General features: G+C 56.4%; 17 protein-coding genes. 13 read left to right on the top strand and 4 right to left on the bottom strand.

Annotation, left to right across the window (positions count from 1 at the left end; genetic code table 11):
- Position 1 precedes the first annotated feature (1 nt).
- A complete protein-coding gene (locus BM347_RS05200; RefSeq protein WP_093915289.1) occupies positions 2-760 on the top strand; it encodes a FadR/GntR family transcriptional regulator in 759 nt (252 codons plus the stop codon).
- A gap of 196 nt (positions 761-956) precedes the next feature.
- Here BM347_RS05200 and BM347_RS17440 read toward each other — a convergent pair whose 3' ends face one another.
- Positions 957-1562 (bottom strand): TetR/AcrR family transcriptional regulator, encoded by a 606-nt coding sequence (locus BM347_RS17440; protein ID WP_139226449.1) that lies wholly within the window; start codon positions 1560-1562, stop codon positions 957-959.
- A gap of 71 nt (positions 1563-1633) precedes the next feature.
- Between BM347_RS17440 and BM347_RS05185 the strand changes: the two genes are divergently transcribed.
- Entirely contained in the window at positions 1634-2308 is a 675-nt protein-coding gene (locus tag BM347_RS05185; RefSeq protein WP_175498488.1) for a glutathione S-transferase family protein, read from the top strand.
- A 154-nt stretch (positions 2309-2462) separates the two neighbouring features.
- A complete protein-coding gene (rlmF, locus tag BM347_RS05180; RefSeq protein ID WP_093915287.1) occupies positions 2463-3380 on the top strand; it encodes a 23S rRNA (adenine(1618)-N(6))-methyltransferase RlmF in 918 nt (305 codons plus the stop codon).
- A 258-nt stretch (positions 3381-3638) separates the two neighbouring features.
- Here the strand turns inward: rlmF and BM347_RS05175 are convergent, their stop codons facing one another.
- The gene (locus BM347_RS05175; RefSeq protein WP_093915286.1) at positions 3639-4943 is read right to left on the bottom strand and encodes a ferredoxin reductase family protein; all 1305 of its coding nucleotides are present in this window, start codon (positions 4941-4943) and stop codon (positions 3639-3641) included.
- A 135-nt stretch (positions 4944-5078) separates the two neighbouring features.
- On the bottom strand, positions 5079-5504 hold the full coding sequence (locus BM347_RS05170; RefSeq protein WP_139226448.1) for a hypothetical protein: 426 nt from the start codon (positions 5502-5504) through the stop codon (positions 5079-5081).
- Between the two features lie 328 nt (positions 5505-5832).
- Here BM347_RS05170 and phnC point away from each other — a divergent pair, with 328 nt between their 5' ends.
- From phnC to BM347_RS05145, 5 genes are all read left to right on the top strand, one after another.
- The gene (phnC, locus tag BM347_RS05165; RefSeq protein ID WP_093915284.1) at positions 5833-6651 is read left to right on the top strand and encodes a phosphonate ABC transporter ATP-binding protein; all 819 of its coding nucleotides are present in this window, start codon (positions 5833-5835) and stop codon (positions 6649-6651) included.
- Between the two features lie 58 nt (positions 6652-6709).
- The gene (gene phnD / locus BM347_RS05160) at positions 6710-7618 is read left to right on the top strand and encodes a phosphonate ABC transporter substrate-binding protein (protein WP_093915283.1); all 909 of its coding nucleotides are present in this window, start codon (positions 6710-6712) and stop codon (positions 7616-7618) included.
- 67 nt (positions 7619-7685) lie between these two features.
- Positions 7686-8570 carry a phosphonate ABC transporter, permease protein PhnE gene (phnE, locus tag BM347_RS05155; protein ID WP_093915282.1) on the top strand — a complete coding sequence of 295 codons (885 nt, stop codon included), beginning with the start codon at positions 7686-7688 and terminating at the stop codon, positions 8568-8570.
- Positions 8567-9856, top strand: coding sequence for a phosphonate ABC transporter, permease protein PhnE (gene phnE / locus BM347_RS05150; protein WP_093915281.1), 1290 nt, complete (start codon positions 8567-8569; stop codon positions 9854-9856). The genes phnE (BM347_RS05155) and phnE (BM347_RS05150) overlap by 4 nt, the downstream gene beginning before the upstream one ends.
- A complete protein-coding gene (locus BM347_RS05145) occupies positions 9856-10470 on the top strand; it encodes an LbetaH domain-containing protein (protein WP_093915280.1) in 615 nt (204 codons plus the stop codon). Before phnE (BM347_RS05150) ends, BM347_RS05145 begins: the two co-directional genes overlap by 1 nt.
- A gap of 12 nt (positions 10471-10482) precedes the next feature.
- Here the strand turns inward: BM347_RS05145 and phnF are convergent, their stop codons facing one another.
- Positions 10483-11196, bottom strand: a complete 714-nt coding sequence (phnF, locus tag BM347_RS05140; RefSeq protein WP_093915279.1) for a phosphonate metabolism transcriptional regulator PhnF — start codon at positions 11194-11196, stop codon at positions 10483-10485.
- Positions 11197-11289: 93 nt separating this feature from the next.
- Here phnF and phnG point away from each other — a divergent pair, with 93 nt between their 5' ends.
- Genes phnG through phnK form a run of 5 tightly spaced genes read left to right on the top strand, consistent with a single transcriptional unit; the run spans position 11290 to position 15026 of the window.
- Positions 11290-11745, top strand: coding sequence for a phosphonate C-P lyase system protein PhnG (phnG, locus tag BM347_RS05135; RefSeq protein ID WP_093915278.1), 456 nt, complete (start codon positions 11290-11292; stop codon positions 11743-11745).
- On the top strand, positions 11745-12305 hold the full coding sequence (gene phnH / locus BM347_RS05130; protein WP_093915277.1) for a phosphonate C-P lyase system protein PhnH: 561 nt from the start codon (positions 11745-11747) through the stop codon (positions 12303-12305). Before phnG ends, phnH begins: the two co-directional genes overlap by 1 nt.
- Complete coding sequence (locus tag BM347_RS05125; RefSeq protein ID WP_093915276.1) at positions 12305-13393, top strand: carbon-phosphorus lyase complex subunit; 1089 nt, start codon at positions 12305-12307, stop codon at positions 13391-13393. The genes phnH and BM347_RS05125 overlap by 1 nt, the downstream gene beginning before the upstream one ends.
- Positions 13390-14259 carry an alpha-D-ribose 1-methylphosphonate 5-phosphate C-P-lyase PhnJ gene (locus tag BM347_RS05120; RefSeq protein WP_093915275.1) on the top strand — a complete coding sequence of 290 codons (870 nt, stop codon included), beginning with the start codon at positions 13390-13392 and terminating at the stop codon, positions 14257-14259. The genes BM347_RS05125 and BM347_RS05120 overlap by 4 nt, the downstream gene beginning before the upstream one ends.
- Entirely contained in the window at positions 14256-15026 is a 771-nt protein-coding gene (gene phnK / locus BM347_RS05115) for a phosphonate C-P lyase system protein PhnK (RefSeq protein WP_093915274.1), read from the top strand. Before BM347_RS05120 ends, phnK begins: the two co-directional genes overlap by 4 nt.
- Positions 15027-15028 lie beyond the last annotated feature (2 nt).

The following is a 15028-nucleotide window of genomic DNA, read 5'->3' as shown; positions in this document are numbered from 1 at the left end:
AATGAATGAAATGTCTACAAATAACGCTTCAGGCCAACTGCGACAAAGACTGCTTGATTTGATAAAGTCAGGTGATCTTAGCGCTGATGGCCGTCTCCCGACAGAGCGCGCACTGGCTGAAAAATTTAATGTGGGCCGACGTTTTGTGCGGCAGGCGCTTGACGCGCTCGAGACCGAAGGGCTGGTGTGGCGCAGGCAGGGCAAGGGCACATTTGCAGGACAGCCCGCAGATCCGATGGGCAACCTTGCGGCAAGGATCACGGGCCAGACGAACGCGTTTGAAGTTATGGAAGCGCGTCTGTGTATCGAACCGGAACTGGCCGCCCTGTGCGCCAGACGCATGCGCCCCGAAGAAATTGCGCGGCTCCGAACCCTAACACAGCGCCATCAAGAAGCGGCCGACGCACAGGCCATTGAACTTTGGGATGGCGCGCAGCACCGCCTGATCGCGCAATGCGCCCGCAACAAACCCTTGCTGACGGCGTTCTCTCTGCTGGACGAGATTAGGTCTAATCCCGACTGGGTTTCGCTGCGATCCAAAAGCCGCACCCCCGCGTCAATGCAGGTCAGTTATAACGAACACATGGCCATTGTAGACGCGATTGCCGCAGGTCACGAACAGGCCGCGCGCCTTGCGATGCGCGATCACCTTGAGACACGGTTCGCCGCGATCCAGCGCGATTTGGATATCACGACAGATCGGAGTGACGAGCCGGTTTTCGTGGCAGCCCAACCCAAACCGCTCACAGCGGATGAATGAGGCAAAACTTGGTACACACTCAAGTTGGCTCGATGATAAAAGAACAAAGGCTTTTTTCGAGGTTTTATCAGCAACGGAATAGGCGTTGCTGCACAAAACGAGTAGATTTCGGCCCTCCCCTGAAATACTTGGCGTAAGCGCTTATGGAGTCAAATAAGGTGATTTGATAAGATAGGGTTCTTGGCTCATCTTAAGCCTACGGCGACTTTGCGTGGCTCGGATTTAGGAACATATCCAGCATGGCCTCCAACCTTGGGCGACCACTGATCGTATCGTTTTTCGCCTCGAACATACCGGTTAATCTAAGGTCGGTATAGCCGTGCACCAACGACCACAACGCAATCGCATAGGTTTCGGTGTCTTGCTCGCTACACAGTCCGGCCCCTGCAATTTCAGCCCGGCAAGCGTTATAAAACTGATCCATGACATCAAGCAATTCCGGGTCATCATGATTGACTAATCCGGTGTGCCAAAGCAGCCTGTAGCGGTTAGGGTACGCCATTGCATATTCGAACAGTACAATCGCAAAGGCCGAGATGCGCGTGCTCGCGGGTAGGTTCTTGTCGCTCAGTTTTTCCTGAACAGAAGCCAAGATGTCTTTGAACAACACCGTCGCAAGAGCAGTAAGAAGTGCCTCTCGATCTTTATAGTGATTAACCGGAGCGGCATGAGAGACCCCGACTTCCCGCGCGATCGCTCTGATCGTAACGCCTTCAGGCCCCTGTTGATCCAGAAGAGCGCCTGATGCGTCCAGCAATGCCTGTTTCAAGCTGCCATGATGGAAGGGTTGTTTCGTTTTCATCCGACCATATTGACAGCGTCAATTATGATGTCAATATTGACAACGTCAACTTAAAGGAATGGACCATCACTATGACGTATAAAATTCTTGGAAACCCGCTCTCACCGTTTACCCGCAAAGTGGCATTGTTCGCGGCGGAGATGGGCCTGAACACTGACCTAACGCTGGTGAATCCCTACGCTCCACCGGATGGGTTTGAGACAATCAGCCCGCTCAAGCGTGTGCCAGTTCTGCAGGCGAACGGCTTTACGCTGAACGACAGCTCAGCCATTTGCGCCTATCTCAATGCAGCTCATCCCGCGCATACAGCGCTGTTTCCAACGGAACCCGAACATCTGGGCCATGCATTGTGGATCGAAGAATATGCAGACACGGCCCTTTTTTCCGAGATCAGTACCGGTGTGTTTCGGCCCATTTTCATCAACGAGATGCGGGGGCTGCCTATTGATACGGAAACTGTGAAGGCGTCGGTTGCTGAGCATCTTCCGCCCTTGTTGACCTATCTGGAGACACAAATCTCGGGGAAAGACTGGTTTTGCGGGGGCGCAATCTCGATCGCAGATGTGTCGGTCTATTCTCAAATGGCGAACTTACTGCATTCAAAGTGCTTGCCGGATGGAAACCGTTTTCCCTATTTGATGAAGCACTTTGAGCGGATATCCTCACGCCTTGCTGCCGTCGGGCTGTATGAGGCTGAGCTGCTCTATCTCGAACAGGTGCGTGCGAGCTTGCGGTCGTCAGCCTGACTTAGCGACGGGTAAGGATTATTCCGCGATTAGTTCTTTATCGTCATCGTCTGCATTTTACTGCGTTCCTGATTTTACTATTTGTACATGAGAGCCTAAAACCAACCAACCGTCTGGCGCGCGGCACCTACTAACTTTCATAAAGGCGTGTCCCATGGCCACCACACCAAAGCTGCATCCCCGCAATCAACATTCAGATGGTTACGACTTTGAGCGTTTGGTGGCGCAAACACCTGAACTTGAATCTTTTACAACTCGTAATCCAACCGGTCAGGCGACGATTGATTTTCAAGACGTGAACGCTGTCCGTATGCTTAATCGGGCTTTGCTTAAGACGCATTACAATATTGATTTTTGGGATATCCCCAACGGCTATCTATGCCCACCAATTCCCGGTCGTGTCGACTATATTCACTATCTTGCGGACCTGCTTGCCGACGGCAGTAGCCAAGAGATCCCACGTGGGCGTCACATCAAAGCATTGGACATCGGCACGGGTGCAAGCTTGGTTTACCCCCTGACAGGTCAAAGCGAATACGGCTGGCACTTTACAGGCGTTGAGATCGATGCGGGTGCTCTTAAATCCGCTACGCAAATTCGCGACGTTAACGGTTTGAACATTACCCTTAGGCAACAAAATAACCCTAAGGACATCTTCAGAGGTGTGATCAAGACCCACGATACCTTTCACGTAACGCTGTGCAACCCGCCGTTTCATGCGTCGATGAAGCAAGCGAACAAAGGCACCCAACGCAAGTGGGCAGGCCTTGGAAAGGGACACTCTAGCAAACTGAATTTTGGGGGTCAGAATGCTGAACTTTGGTGTCCGGGCGGCGAGATAAAGTTTATCGCCCGAATGGTAGAGCAGAGCATGGAATTCGCCGACCAGTGCCTGTGGTTTACGTCGTTGGTATCGAAAAAGGACAACGTCCAAACGCTTCGCAGAATTTTAGGGAAAGCCAAAGTTGCTGATCTTAAAATCGTCGAAATGGCACAGGGGCAAAAGACCAGCCGGTTTATTGCTTGGACCTATATGAATAAAAAACAACGCGCGTTGTTTTCGGTCGGGTAAGCAACCCAGCAGGTTCCCTTAATTGATCAGCTGCGATCGAGCTGGATGGAACACAGCAGCACAATATGGATTTCAAGAACAAGCGCATCATAGCGATTGTCAACGCGGCGGAACATGGACGAAAAAAATTTGGGGTTTATACTATTTAGATCAATTATTTAGCGAAGTGCAAAGGCCAATAGAAGCAGGCAAAAGATCACACTCACCAGCCAAATCGCGACCGACACGCGCTGGCGTGAGCTCAGACGTTTGAGCGGGTTAATCATAGCTGAACCTCTCTGAGAGGATGCGATCGGACGGCGTGCCGCGCTTAAGCAGGTGGTTCTCGACAATATCCATCATAATCGGCGGCCCGCAGATGACGAAAACCCAGTTTTTGTAATCCTCGGATGTGAAGGCACGGTCCAGCAGGGGGCCGTCAATGAACCCGGTTTCGCCTTGCCAGTTTTCTGGCGGATCTGACAGCACCAAGGTTACGTTTCGGGTGCCAAGTTCGTCGCGATATGCAATCTGATCGACCGACCGATTTGCGTAGATCAGTTTGACCTGTCGCGGATCATCGGTCAGGCGCATCTGTCTGAGCATTCCGAGCAGCGGTGCCAACCCGACGCCGCCCGCGATTAGCGCGACGCCCGGTTCCGGGCGGTCATCGATGGGTAGGTTCCCGAAAGGGCCATCAAGATAGGCAACCGTACCGGGCTGTATCTGGCCAATCGTCTGGGTGAAGTCGCCAAACTCCTTAATCATAAAGGATATTTCTGGCCCAGCCGCCGGGGCAGAAGAGATCGAGAACGGGTTTTCCTGCATTGAAAAGCTACTATGGCCGACATTCAGCCAGACAAATTGTCCTGCTTTGTAGTCAAGACCGGCATGGCCGTTGGGCGCGACCGTTAGCTCCCATTGTTTTGGTGTCATCTGCCTTACAGCGCGCACGCGCCATGCCCGGGTTTTATCGCGAAGCGGGGCCAGCAGGTAGACGTAGCAGAGCGACCCGACCGCTATTGCGGTCATCGCCACCCAGACAGCCGTCATCACCGGCTGCGCGCCGTATCGCCCGGCGTAGATGGTGTGGTGCAGCAATAGTGCGGCGATTAATAGCGCACCGATACCATGCATCCAGCGCCATGTTTCGTATTTCATGTCCAGTTTGCTGCGCCCGATGGCCAGCAAAACAAGGCTGGGAAGCAGCAGATATGCCACGATGCCGGTGGAAAGATCTGACATATCAGTGGTGATCACCAACTGGCGGGTGGGGTCCCACGGGCGCGGGCCGCCAGCGGGCGTGCCGCGGTATAGCAACGGATGAAGCAGCGCAAAGCCAAGCGCAACCCGCGCCATCAACTGATGAACCCGCATCGTCACATCCATGCCGATATCAGTCGATACCGCTTTGAACCGGCCGGACAGGACAAACTCCATCAAGATCATGGCAAATGCCAGAATACCCATGCCAGAGGCCAATTCCTGATGGAACACACGCGGCGGGCCACCGACGAGCCAAGACAGCACCAGAGGGAGCGCAATAACAGCGATGTAGCAAAGGATCAAAAACAGCGGTTTCATATGTTCTGTTGATCCATTTCTCGTAAGGAGGTCAGGTTACCTTTGTAGAAGGATCTTCTACGCCATCGTGGATCGCGGAGTTGAGATATATCAACTTTTGTTCAGAAAGGCGCGCATCTGTGGGCGCATGGCCAGTCATTGCGGCGGTGACGGTTTAGGGCGGCGTTTATACAAAACCCATGCAAAGAGGTTGATGATCAACAAGCTAGTCAGCGATGGCATGATCGAGGCCATACCTGCCTCTTGTCCAAAGGCGATGCTGACAATGATCTTTAGGATTGTACCGGCGTTGATGACCACGAGGCCGTACCAAACGTTCCGTTGCCAAAATGCGTAAAACAGCAGGAAGAGGAAAATGATGACGCTCAAGGTGAGTGCGACAAGGGGCAGTTTACTAGTGTTGGTAAAGAACAGGCGCTCTTCCCACTGGAGATATGCGCTGACGGTTGGCGATACCGTCGTCGGCGCATCGAACCAGAACAGGCTGGTTGCAAGAAGGGCCATTAACCCAAACACGTGATATAGTTTCCGCCGGTAGGCGTAATAGGCGGCAGGGATCATAAAGATTGGCCGCGAATACCAGGAAAACTGATTTTGATGCCGGTCCCAAACCCATGTGCCCATATGCACACCAGAGAGATATGCGGCGACAAAGATGACAGCTGAATAAACCAAGATTGCGCCTATGAGCCATAAGACAAGGCGATCCAGTTTTTCAATATTGACCGTTTTCGTCACGTGGCTTTCTCCCCTTGGGCAGCGAAGTGATTGGCCCGAAATGGCTGTGTTTTCTATCTAGGCCGCGGGTGCCTGTTACAAAACTATAACCAAACCACCACAAAAGTGAATCGATTGCTGCGTAGGCACACCGCAACACGAAGGGGGCGTTATGCTGCAATTTGATCAGATCACCAAAACATTTGGCGCGAATACCGCCGTGGATGCGGCAAGCTTTGTTGTCGATAAGCCTATGATGATCGGGATTATCGGTCGCTCGGGGGCGGGAAAATCCACGCTTTTGCGGATGCTGAACAGGCTGACGGATGCATCATCGGGTGCGATTACTTTTGACGGCGTGAATGTGACGGGTCTGCGCGGCGCGGCCAAGCGCAGCTGGCAGTCACAATGTGCCATGATCTTTCAACAGTTTAACCTCGTGCCGCGCATGGATGTGGTGTCCAACGTGCTGCACGGCACCCTGAACCGCCGTTCGACCTTGTCCACCATGTTCAATCTGTACCCCGACGAGGACATCCACCGCGCCATCGACATTCTGGAACGGCTCGGGATTGCCCAGCACGCGCCAAAGCGCGCCGAGGCGTTGTCGGGGGGGCAGCAGCAACGGGTCGCCATCGCACGCGCCCTGATGCAGGACCCCCGGATTATTCTGGCGGATGAACCGATTGCCTCGCTTGATCCGATGAATGCGCAGGTGGTGATGCAATCACTGCGCGACATCCACGAACAAGACGGCCGTATGGTGATCGCCAACCTACATACGTTGGACACCGCGCGGCGCTATTGCGACCGGGTCATCGGGATGCGTGACGGCAGGATCGTCTTTGACGGGTTGCCAGAGCTGCTGACCACCGCTGCCGCCCGCGAAATCTATGGCGCTGATGCCAGCTTTTCCGAGGCAACAACATCGACCCAGATCGAAACGACCGCCCCGGCCAAGGAACACCTGGCCGGTATCGCAGCGCTATAGCGCGACCCCCTTTACCCGCACTCCAACACCGGGTGCATCAACTGAAGAGAGACCAAAGATGAAAAAGACGATCACACTTGCCCTTCTGACGACAGCGCTGGCGGGCACGGCATGGGCCGAAACCCACGCCATTGACGAATTCCGCATCGGCATTCTGGGCGGCGAAAACGCCCAAGACCGCATGAACAGCAATGAATGTTTGCGCGGTGCCATTGAGGACGCTCTTGGCGTGCCAACCAAGCTGTTTGCACCTGCCGATTACAATGGCGTCATTCAGGGTCTTTTGGGCGGCACGATTGATCTGTCACTGATGGGCCCGTCCTCCTATGCGGCGGTTCACATCGCGGATGAAACCGCAGTGTCGCCGATCCTTGTAAAGGTCAATGTTGACGGCAGCACCGGTTATTACTCGGTTGGTTTTGCCCGTGTGGACAGCGGCGTAAAATCGCTTGAGGACATGAAAGGCAAGGTGTTCGGCTTTGGTGATCCGAACTCCACCTCCGGCTATCTGATCCCGTCGGTCGAGATCCCCGGCCAGATCGGTGCCTCCATGGAAAGCGGCGATTACTTTGGCGAAGTCAAATTCACCGGCGGCCATGAACAAACCATCGTTGCTGTGAACAATGGCGACGTGGATGGCGGCGTGACCTGGACGGATGGACAGGGCAACTGGGAAGACGGTTATACCTTTGGTGCACTGCGCAAAGCGGTGGATGCGGGCCTTGTTGATATGAACGATTTGGTCGAAATCTGGCGCTCCAAGCTGATCCCGGGCGAGCCTGTTGTTTTGCGCAACGCCCTGCCTGACGATGTGCGTGCGACAGTGACAAACATCATCGACACCATGGGCGAAACTGATCCCGAATGCGCGGCGGCCCTTGCCGGCGGCGAAGTCAGCGGTTTCGATCCGATCACCCATGATGCCTATACATCGATCGTCGCCGCCCGTCTGGCGAAATCAAATTAAATCAGTCGATTACATGATTTTTCTGGCTCCGGATTGTCCGGGGCCAGTCACTTAGGCGGGGTAGGGCATGGCAGACAAGACAGAAACCGGCGGGAATGCCACCACAGATGGCGGCGCATATCTTGAGCATATCAAGAAGAAGCGGCTGATGAATTTCATCATGATGGTGGTGTTTTTGGCGCTTTTGGTGTCGGGCTTTTACACCGCCGACAAGCGGAATGCAGGCGGCTTTTGGGACGGGCTTTCCCACATTTTCGACTTTCCGGCCGCCATGTTCAGCGAGGCATTTGAACGTGCACCGTTGATGCCCGGCTATCTGATCAAGTATTTTCCGTCTTTGATCGAGACAATCAACATTGCCGCGGCATCGACCCTGATCGGCGGTTTGTTGGGGTTGGCGATGTCCTTGCTGGTCACGCGCGGTTTTGCGCCCGTGCCATGGCTGGTGAACCCGCTGCGCCGGGTGCTGGATATCCTGCGGGCCATCCCTGAAATCGTCATCGCCTTGGTGCTGATCTTTATGCTGGGCGGCGGGCCTGTGCCTGCGATGATCGCGATTGCGCTGCATTCCGTTGGGGCCTTGGGTAAACTGTTCTCCGAGGTCAATGAAAACGCTTCTCTCAAACCCGTCGAAGGGCTGGCCTCGGTCGGGGCAGGCTGGACGCAGCGGATGGTGCTCGGCGTCATCCCGCAGGTCGCACCGAACTATCTAAGCTACGCGCTGTTACGGTTCGAGATCAATATCCGTGCCTCGGCTATCCTAGGTTTTGTCGGGGCAGGCGGCATTGGCTATGACCTGCGTAACACCATGAGCTGGGGCATCGGGAAATACGACGAAGCCGCAGCGATCTTTATCCTACTTTTCCTGACCATTGTCGTTGTGGACCAGCTATCGGGTCTGCTGCGCAACCGACTGACCCATGGTGCCGCAAACCCACAGGTGATCCTATGACAACCGCCACCCTTCATGCTGCCACGCTGACGGCATTCAGCCGCAAGAAACGCCTGACCATAGCCGTGCCATTGGTCATTCTGGCCTATTTTGCCTATATTTTCGTCTCTTTCGATGTGGCGGGCCTTGGCGACCGGATCAACCTGAACAACGCCCGCACGCTGCTGTCTGACAGCTACAGCTACAAAACCCATGTTGCGCAGAATAACCGAGACGGGGCGATTTCCATCTCGGTCGAGGGCGAGCGCAAGGGGCAATACCCCGGCGGCACCGCGCCCGATTGGGTCAGCTTGGGCGATGCCACAGTGGTTGATCTGGGTAAGGGCCATGTAATCACCCTGGGGCCTCAGGTCAGCTATGACATTCCCGGCTACGGGGTGGTGACGGCGCGGCCTAATGGCACGGGCGTGAATGCGGTGTTTCCGAGAGGTGATCTGCCTGATTATATCAACGCCTCAAAGAACCGCGTTATGATCGCCACCGATGCGGGGCGCTTTACAATCACCCGCGCCCGCGCCGAGGTGTTCAAATACAGCTACGGCTGGGAGCTGTTCTTTTTCACACTCGACAGCCCCTATTATGGCATGGGACCTGTTGAGCTGGCCAGGCATGCCCTGAGCGGTGAGGCGGGGGCGATCTGGCAGGATTTTTGGACCAATAAGATGTGGCGGCACGGGGATGTGCTTTGGGCCTTGTTCGAGACCTTGCTGATGGCGTTTCTGGGCACCTTTGGTGCGGCGATCTTTGCCTTGCCGCTGGCCTTTTTGGCGGCGCGTAACTTTACCCCCTTGGGCATCTTCCGCTTTGCCGCGCGGCGGGTGTTTGATTTCTTGCGCGGTGTGGACGGGTTGATCTGGACCATCGTGCTAAGCCGCGCGTTCGGCCCCGGACCCCTGACCGGTTCGCTTGCGATCTTGCTGACGGACACAGGCACATTCGGCAAGATGTTCTCGGAAGCTCTTGAGAATGTGGATGAAAAGCAGATCGAAGGGATCACATCGACAGGGGCCAAGCCGATGCAACGCTATCGTTTCGGGGTCTTCCCGCAGGTGTTGCCGGTCCTGATAAGCCAGGTGCTGTACTACCTTGAATCCAATACCAGATCGGCGACCATTATCGGGGCAATCACCGGTGGCGGCATCGGCTTGCTGTTGACCCAGGCCATCGCGACCCAAAAGGACTGGGAAGAGGTCACCTATTACATCGTTTTGATCATCTTGCTGGTCATGGCGATGGACAGCCTGTCCGGCTGGTTGCGCCGGAAGCTGATCAAGGGCGATGGCTGATGGCGCGATTGAAAGCGGATGCGCCCTTTCTCCACCCTGATTGCGAGGTGAATGATGCGCGTTTCGGAGCCTTTGTCGAAATCGGACGCGGGACCAGATTGGCGCATAGCCATTTCGACGACTACGCCTATTGCGACAGATATTGTGACATTGCCAATACCGCCGTGGGCAAGTTCGCCAATATCGCGGCCTTTGTCCGGATCGGGGCCACGGATCACCCGATGGACAAGGCCAGCTTGCATCACTTTCACTATCGGTCGGGCGACTACTTTGACGATGCAGATCACGATGCGGCTTGGTTCGACCACAGACGCACGAGGCGCGCGGTCATCGGGCATGACACATGGTTGGGCCACGGCGCACAAGTCCGGCCAGAAGTGACCATCGGTCATGGTGCGGTGGTGGCAGGAGGCGCAATCGTGACCAAAGACGTCGCGCCCTACATGATCGTGGCGGGCATCCCCGCTGTGCCGTTGCGGGCGCGTTTTACCGTTGATATTGCAGATCGGCTGATGGCGCTGGCATGGTGGGATTGGCCCCATGACCGATTGCGGCAGACGCTGACCGATTTCCGGACCCTTACGGCTGAGGCTTTTCTGGAGCGCTATGAATAGTCGCGCCGGGGGTTATGGGTCTGACAGCGTCAATGTCACCTTATCTGCGGCAAACCATGTGCGCCCGACCTCGATCGGGGTGCCATCGGGGGCGACATTCACGTTGATGGTGCGTAAAATTGGTGCGTTCTCGGCAATCCGTAGATGCAGCGCCTGTGTGGCGGTGGCCAGCTTTGCGTTCACCCGTGTCGATGCTCGGGTATAGTCCTCCACACCGCATTTGGCCAAAGCTGCTGTCACCGAAGGATCAGCACGTAGATAGTCGAGCATTTCAGGAAAACGGTCGGCGGGAAAGACACTGCGAAACAGCGCGATGGGCAGGTTTTCGACCAGCGACAGACCCTCGTAGGCATGTACCTTTGCCCCGCTGGCGATCTGCAGGGCGTCCGTCTCGGATGCGTTGGCGGGGCGGGTTTCCAACAGCAGGGCGGTTTTGGCGGGGGTGCGCCCGGCAGCGGTCAGGTTCTGGTGAAACCGGACCCGGCGGCCGATGGGATAATCGGTTGGCGTCATGGTCACGAAAACACCCGAACCGCGCCTTGCATGGACGATCCCCTCATCGGCCAAAGCGGCCAAGGCCTGACGCACCGTGTGCCGGTTAACGCCGAAGCGCGCGGCAAGGGTTGCTTCGGTCGGCAGCTTGTCACCGGCGCAGTAGACACCGCCGGTGATATCTCCGCACACAGTGTCGGCAATGGCTTTCCAGATCGGTGTGCGACGGGTCATGTCATGAAAACTTCATATTATGGGGGATTGGCAGCATGAGAGTTGTTGAGTAGTATTTGTCTAGTTGTATAGGCAACTAAAGAAGGTGTCTAGATGAATATGATGAGTGATCCAAACGCGTCGCGAAAAAGCTGGCTTGGTCTTTTGGCCAAATCTGCGGCCTCAGATGTTGCCCGTCATTGGGCGGCGCTGAACATGACGCCCGACCATACCGTTTTGCGCAGCCCCGAGATTGGCGGCGTTATGGTTCGGGGGCGGGCAGGGGCCGTTGGTGCGGCGTTCAACTTGGGCGAAATGACCGTCACTCGCGCCTCTGTCAGGTTGGCCGACGGAACGGTTGGGCATGGCTATGTGCAAGGCAGGGAGAAAGACCATGCGCTCCACGCGGCCTTGGTTGATGCGCTGATGCAAACGGATGCGGCCGAAACGGTCGAGGCAGTAGTTTTGACCCCGTTGCGCGATGCCATGACGGCCCGCAAGACCGGGCGCGCGGCCAAGGCAGCCGCAACCAAAGTTGATTTCTATACCATGGTGCGGGGGGAAGACTGATGCAGGCACAAACCCTTGAAGGCGGCTTTGCCAATCTGCCCGTTGATGCATCCCATGCCTTTCGTGCGGTGATGACGGCGATGGCACGCCCCGGCGACATTGCCCGCGTGCAGGGCGCGCACCCTCCGTCCCCGATGAGCATGGCCGCCGGTGTTGTCGTCCTGACATTATGCGATCCGGAAACGCCCGTTTTTCTTGCGGCCAGCCATGACACGCCGCAGGTGCGTGACTGGATTACCTTTCATACCGGTGCCCCCTTTACCGATGCGCGGGGCGCGATGTTTGCCCTTGGCGCATGGGATGAATTGCCGCTGTCGGATTTTCCGATTGGCACGGCGCAATATCCCGACCGGTCGGCCACCGTTATTGTCGAAAGCCGGACGTTGTCCAATGACGACGCGATCCTGCGCGGACCGGGGATCAAGGACAAAGCAACCTTATCCTTGCCCGAAACGCAGCGATTTCAAACCAACGCGGCACTATTCCCGCTGGGGCTGGATTTCATTTTCACCTGCGGCGACCGCCTTGCGGCGCTGCCCCGCACAACGAGGGTCGGCTGATGTATGTTGCTGTAAAAGGCGGCGAGCGCGCCATTGATAATGCCCATGCGTGGCTGGCGGATGAACGGCGCGGCGATACCGCTATCCCCGAGCTAAGCGTCGCGCAAATCCGCGAGCAGATGGCGCTGGCCGTGAACCGTGTCATGGCCGAAGGGTCGCTTTATGATCCCGATCTTGCCGCCCTTGCGATCAAACAGGCGCGCGGTGATCTGATCGAGGCGATCTTTCTGATCCGCGCCTATCGCACCACCTTGCCGCGTTTTGGCGGATCGAACCCGATTGAGACCGAAGACATGGCTTGCGACAGGCGGGTGTCGGCAACCTTCAAAGACGCGCCGGGGGGGCAGGTTCTGGGGCCGACCTTTGATTACACCCACCGGTTGCTGGATTTCAAACTGGCCGCTGATGGCGAGGGTGCAGATGTACCGACAGCCGCGCCTTCAGACGCTGCGACGCCCCACATCATGTCCTTTCTGGACCGCGAGGGGTTGATCCAGACCGAACCGACCGGCGACGCAGTACCAGACGATCTGACCCGCACGCCGTTGGAATTGCCCGCAAGCCGCGCCTTGCGCCTGCAATCGCTGACGCGGGGGGACGAGGGGTTTTTGCTCGGCATGGCCTATTCCACCCAACGTGGATACGCGCGCAACCATGCCTTTGTCGCTGAATTGCGCATCGGGACGGTCGCCGTTGAAATGGAAATCCCCGAGTTGGGCTTTGCCATCGAGATCGGAGAGATCACCGTGACGGAATGCGAAACCGTCAACCAGTTTCAAGGCTCAAAAACGCAACCGCCGCAGTTTACCCGCGGCTATGGGCTGGTGTTTGGCATGACCGAACGCAAGGCGATTTCCATGGCCTTGGTCGACCGCGCATTACGCTGGAAAGAACTGGGCGAGGATAACCTCGGCGCACCAGCGCAGGATGAAGAATTCGTTTTATATCATGGCGATAACATTCAGGCGACAGGGTTTTTGGAGCATATCAAACTACCCCATTACGTCGATTTCCAATCCGAACTGGAACTGATCCGCAAGCTGCGCCGCGAAGCGCATGATAATATCAGCCGGGAGGCCGCGGAATGAGCGATTACAACTTTGCCTATCTCGATGAACAGACCAAACGGATGATCCGCCGTGCGATCCTCAAGGGGCTTGCGATCCCCGGCTATCAGGTGCCCTTTGCCAGCCGCGAAATGCCGATGCCCTATGGCTGGGGCACGGGCGGGGTGCAGGTGTCGGCGGCGGTGCTGACGCCCGATGATACATTCAAGGTTATCGACCAAGGGGCGGATGACACAACCAACGCCGTGTCGATCCGCCGGTTCTTTCAAAAGACCGCAGGCGTCGCCGTGACCGAGGCCACATCACAGGCCAGCGTCATTCAGACCCGTCATCGCATTCCCGAAGAGGCGCTGCGCGACGACCAAATCATCGTTTACCAAGTGCCGATCCCCGAACCTTTGCGCTTTCTCGAACCCTCCGAGGTCGAGACCCGCAAGATGCATGCACTTGAGGAATACGGGTTGATGCATGTGAAGCTGTACGAAGACATCAGCCAGCATGGCGATATTGCAACGGCCTATGCCTATCCGGTCAAGGTTGAGGGGCGCTATGTGATGGACCCGTCCCCGATCCCAAAATTCGACAATCCCAAGCTGGAAATGTCAGGCATTCAACTGTTCGGCGCGGGGCGCGAGCAGCGCATTTATGCGATCCCACCCTATACAAAGGTCGTTAGCCTTGATTTCGACGACTACCCATTTCAGCCGACCAAGGCCGATCACGCCTGCGATCTGTGCGGTGCGCCCGACAGCTATCTGGACGAATTGATCGTCGATGACGTGGGCGGACGCATGTTCATGTGCTCGGACACCGACTACTGTGCTACCCGCCGTAAACAGGGGCATGTCGGTGCACAAGGGATGCCCTATGAGGAGGACGCCGCATGACCCCGTTGTTGCAGGTTGAAAACATTGCCAAATTTTATGGTGCCCGGATCGGCTGTACCGATGTGTCCTTTGATCTTTATCCCGGCGAGGTCATGGGGATCGTGGGCGAAAGCGGGTCGGGCAAGTCCACTTTGCTGAACTGTCTGGCAGGGCATATGACCCCTGATCGCGGGGCCGTGCGCTTTGACACCCGTGCCGAAGGGCTGCGCGATACAATCACCATGTCCGAGCCCGAACGGCGGATGTTGGGGCGCACAGACTGGGCGTTTGTGCATCAACATGCCCGTGACGGGCTGCGCATGAATGTCAGTGCAGGTGGCAACGTGGGTGAACGGTTGATGGCGGTGAATGCGCGGCACTATGGCGATATTCGCGCGGAGGCCATCGATTGGCTGGGGCGGGTGGAGATCACCGAAGACCGCATCGATGATCGCCCCACAGCCTTTTCCGGTGGTATGCAGCAACGCCTGCAAATCGCGCGCAATCTGGTGACGCGGCCGCGCTTGGTGTTTATGGATGAACCAACTGGCGGGCTTGATGTGTCCGTGCAAGCGCGCCTGCTGGATCTTTTGCGCGGCCTGGTCCGCGAGATGAACCTAAGTGCGATTATCGTCACCCATGACCTAGCAGTTGTGCGCCTGTTGGCGGACCGGCTGATGGTGATGAAGGACGGCCATGTGATTGAAACGGGGCTGACGGATCAAGTGCTGGACGATCCGCAGCATGCCTATACCCAGCTTCTTGTTTCCTCTGTCTTGCAGGTTTAAGT

Source organism: Sulfitobacter marinus (assembly GCF_900116285.1).
In the GTDB taxonomy this organism is placed as follows: Bacteria; Pseudomonadota; Alphaproteobacteria; order Rhodobacterales; family Rhodobacteraceae; genus Sulfitobacter; species Sulfitobacter marinus.
The sequence above is the reverse complement of the archived record's forward strand: the minus strand, read 5'-3'. Positions and strand labels throughout refer to the sequence as shown.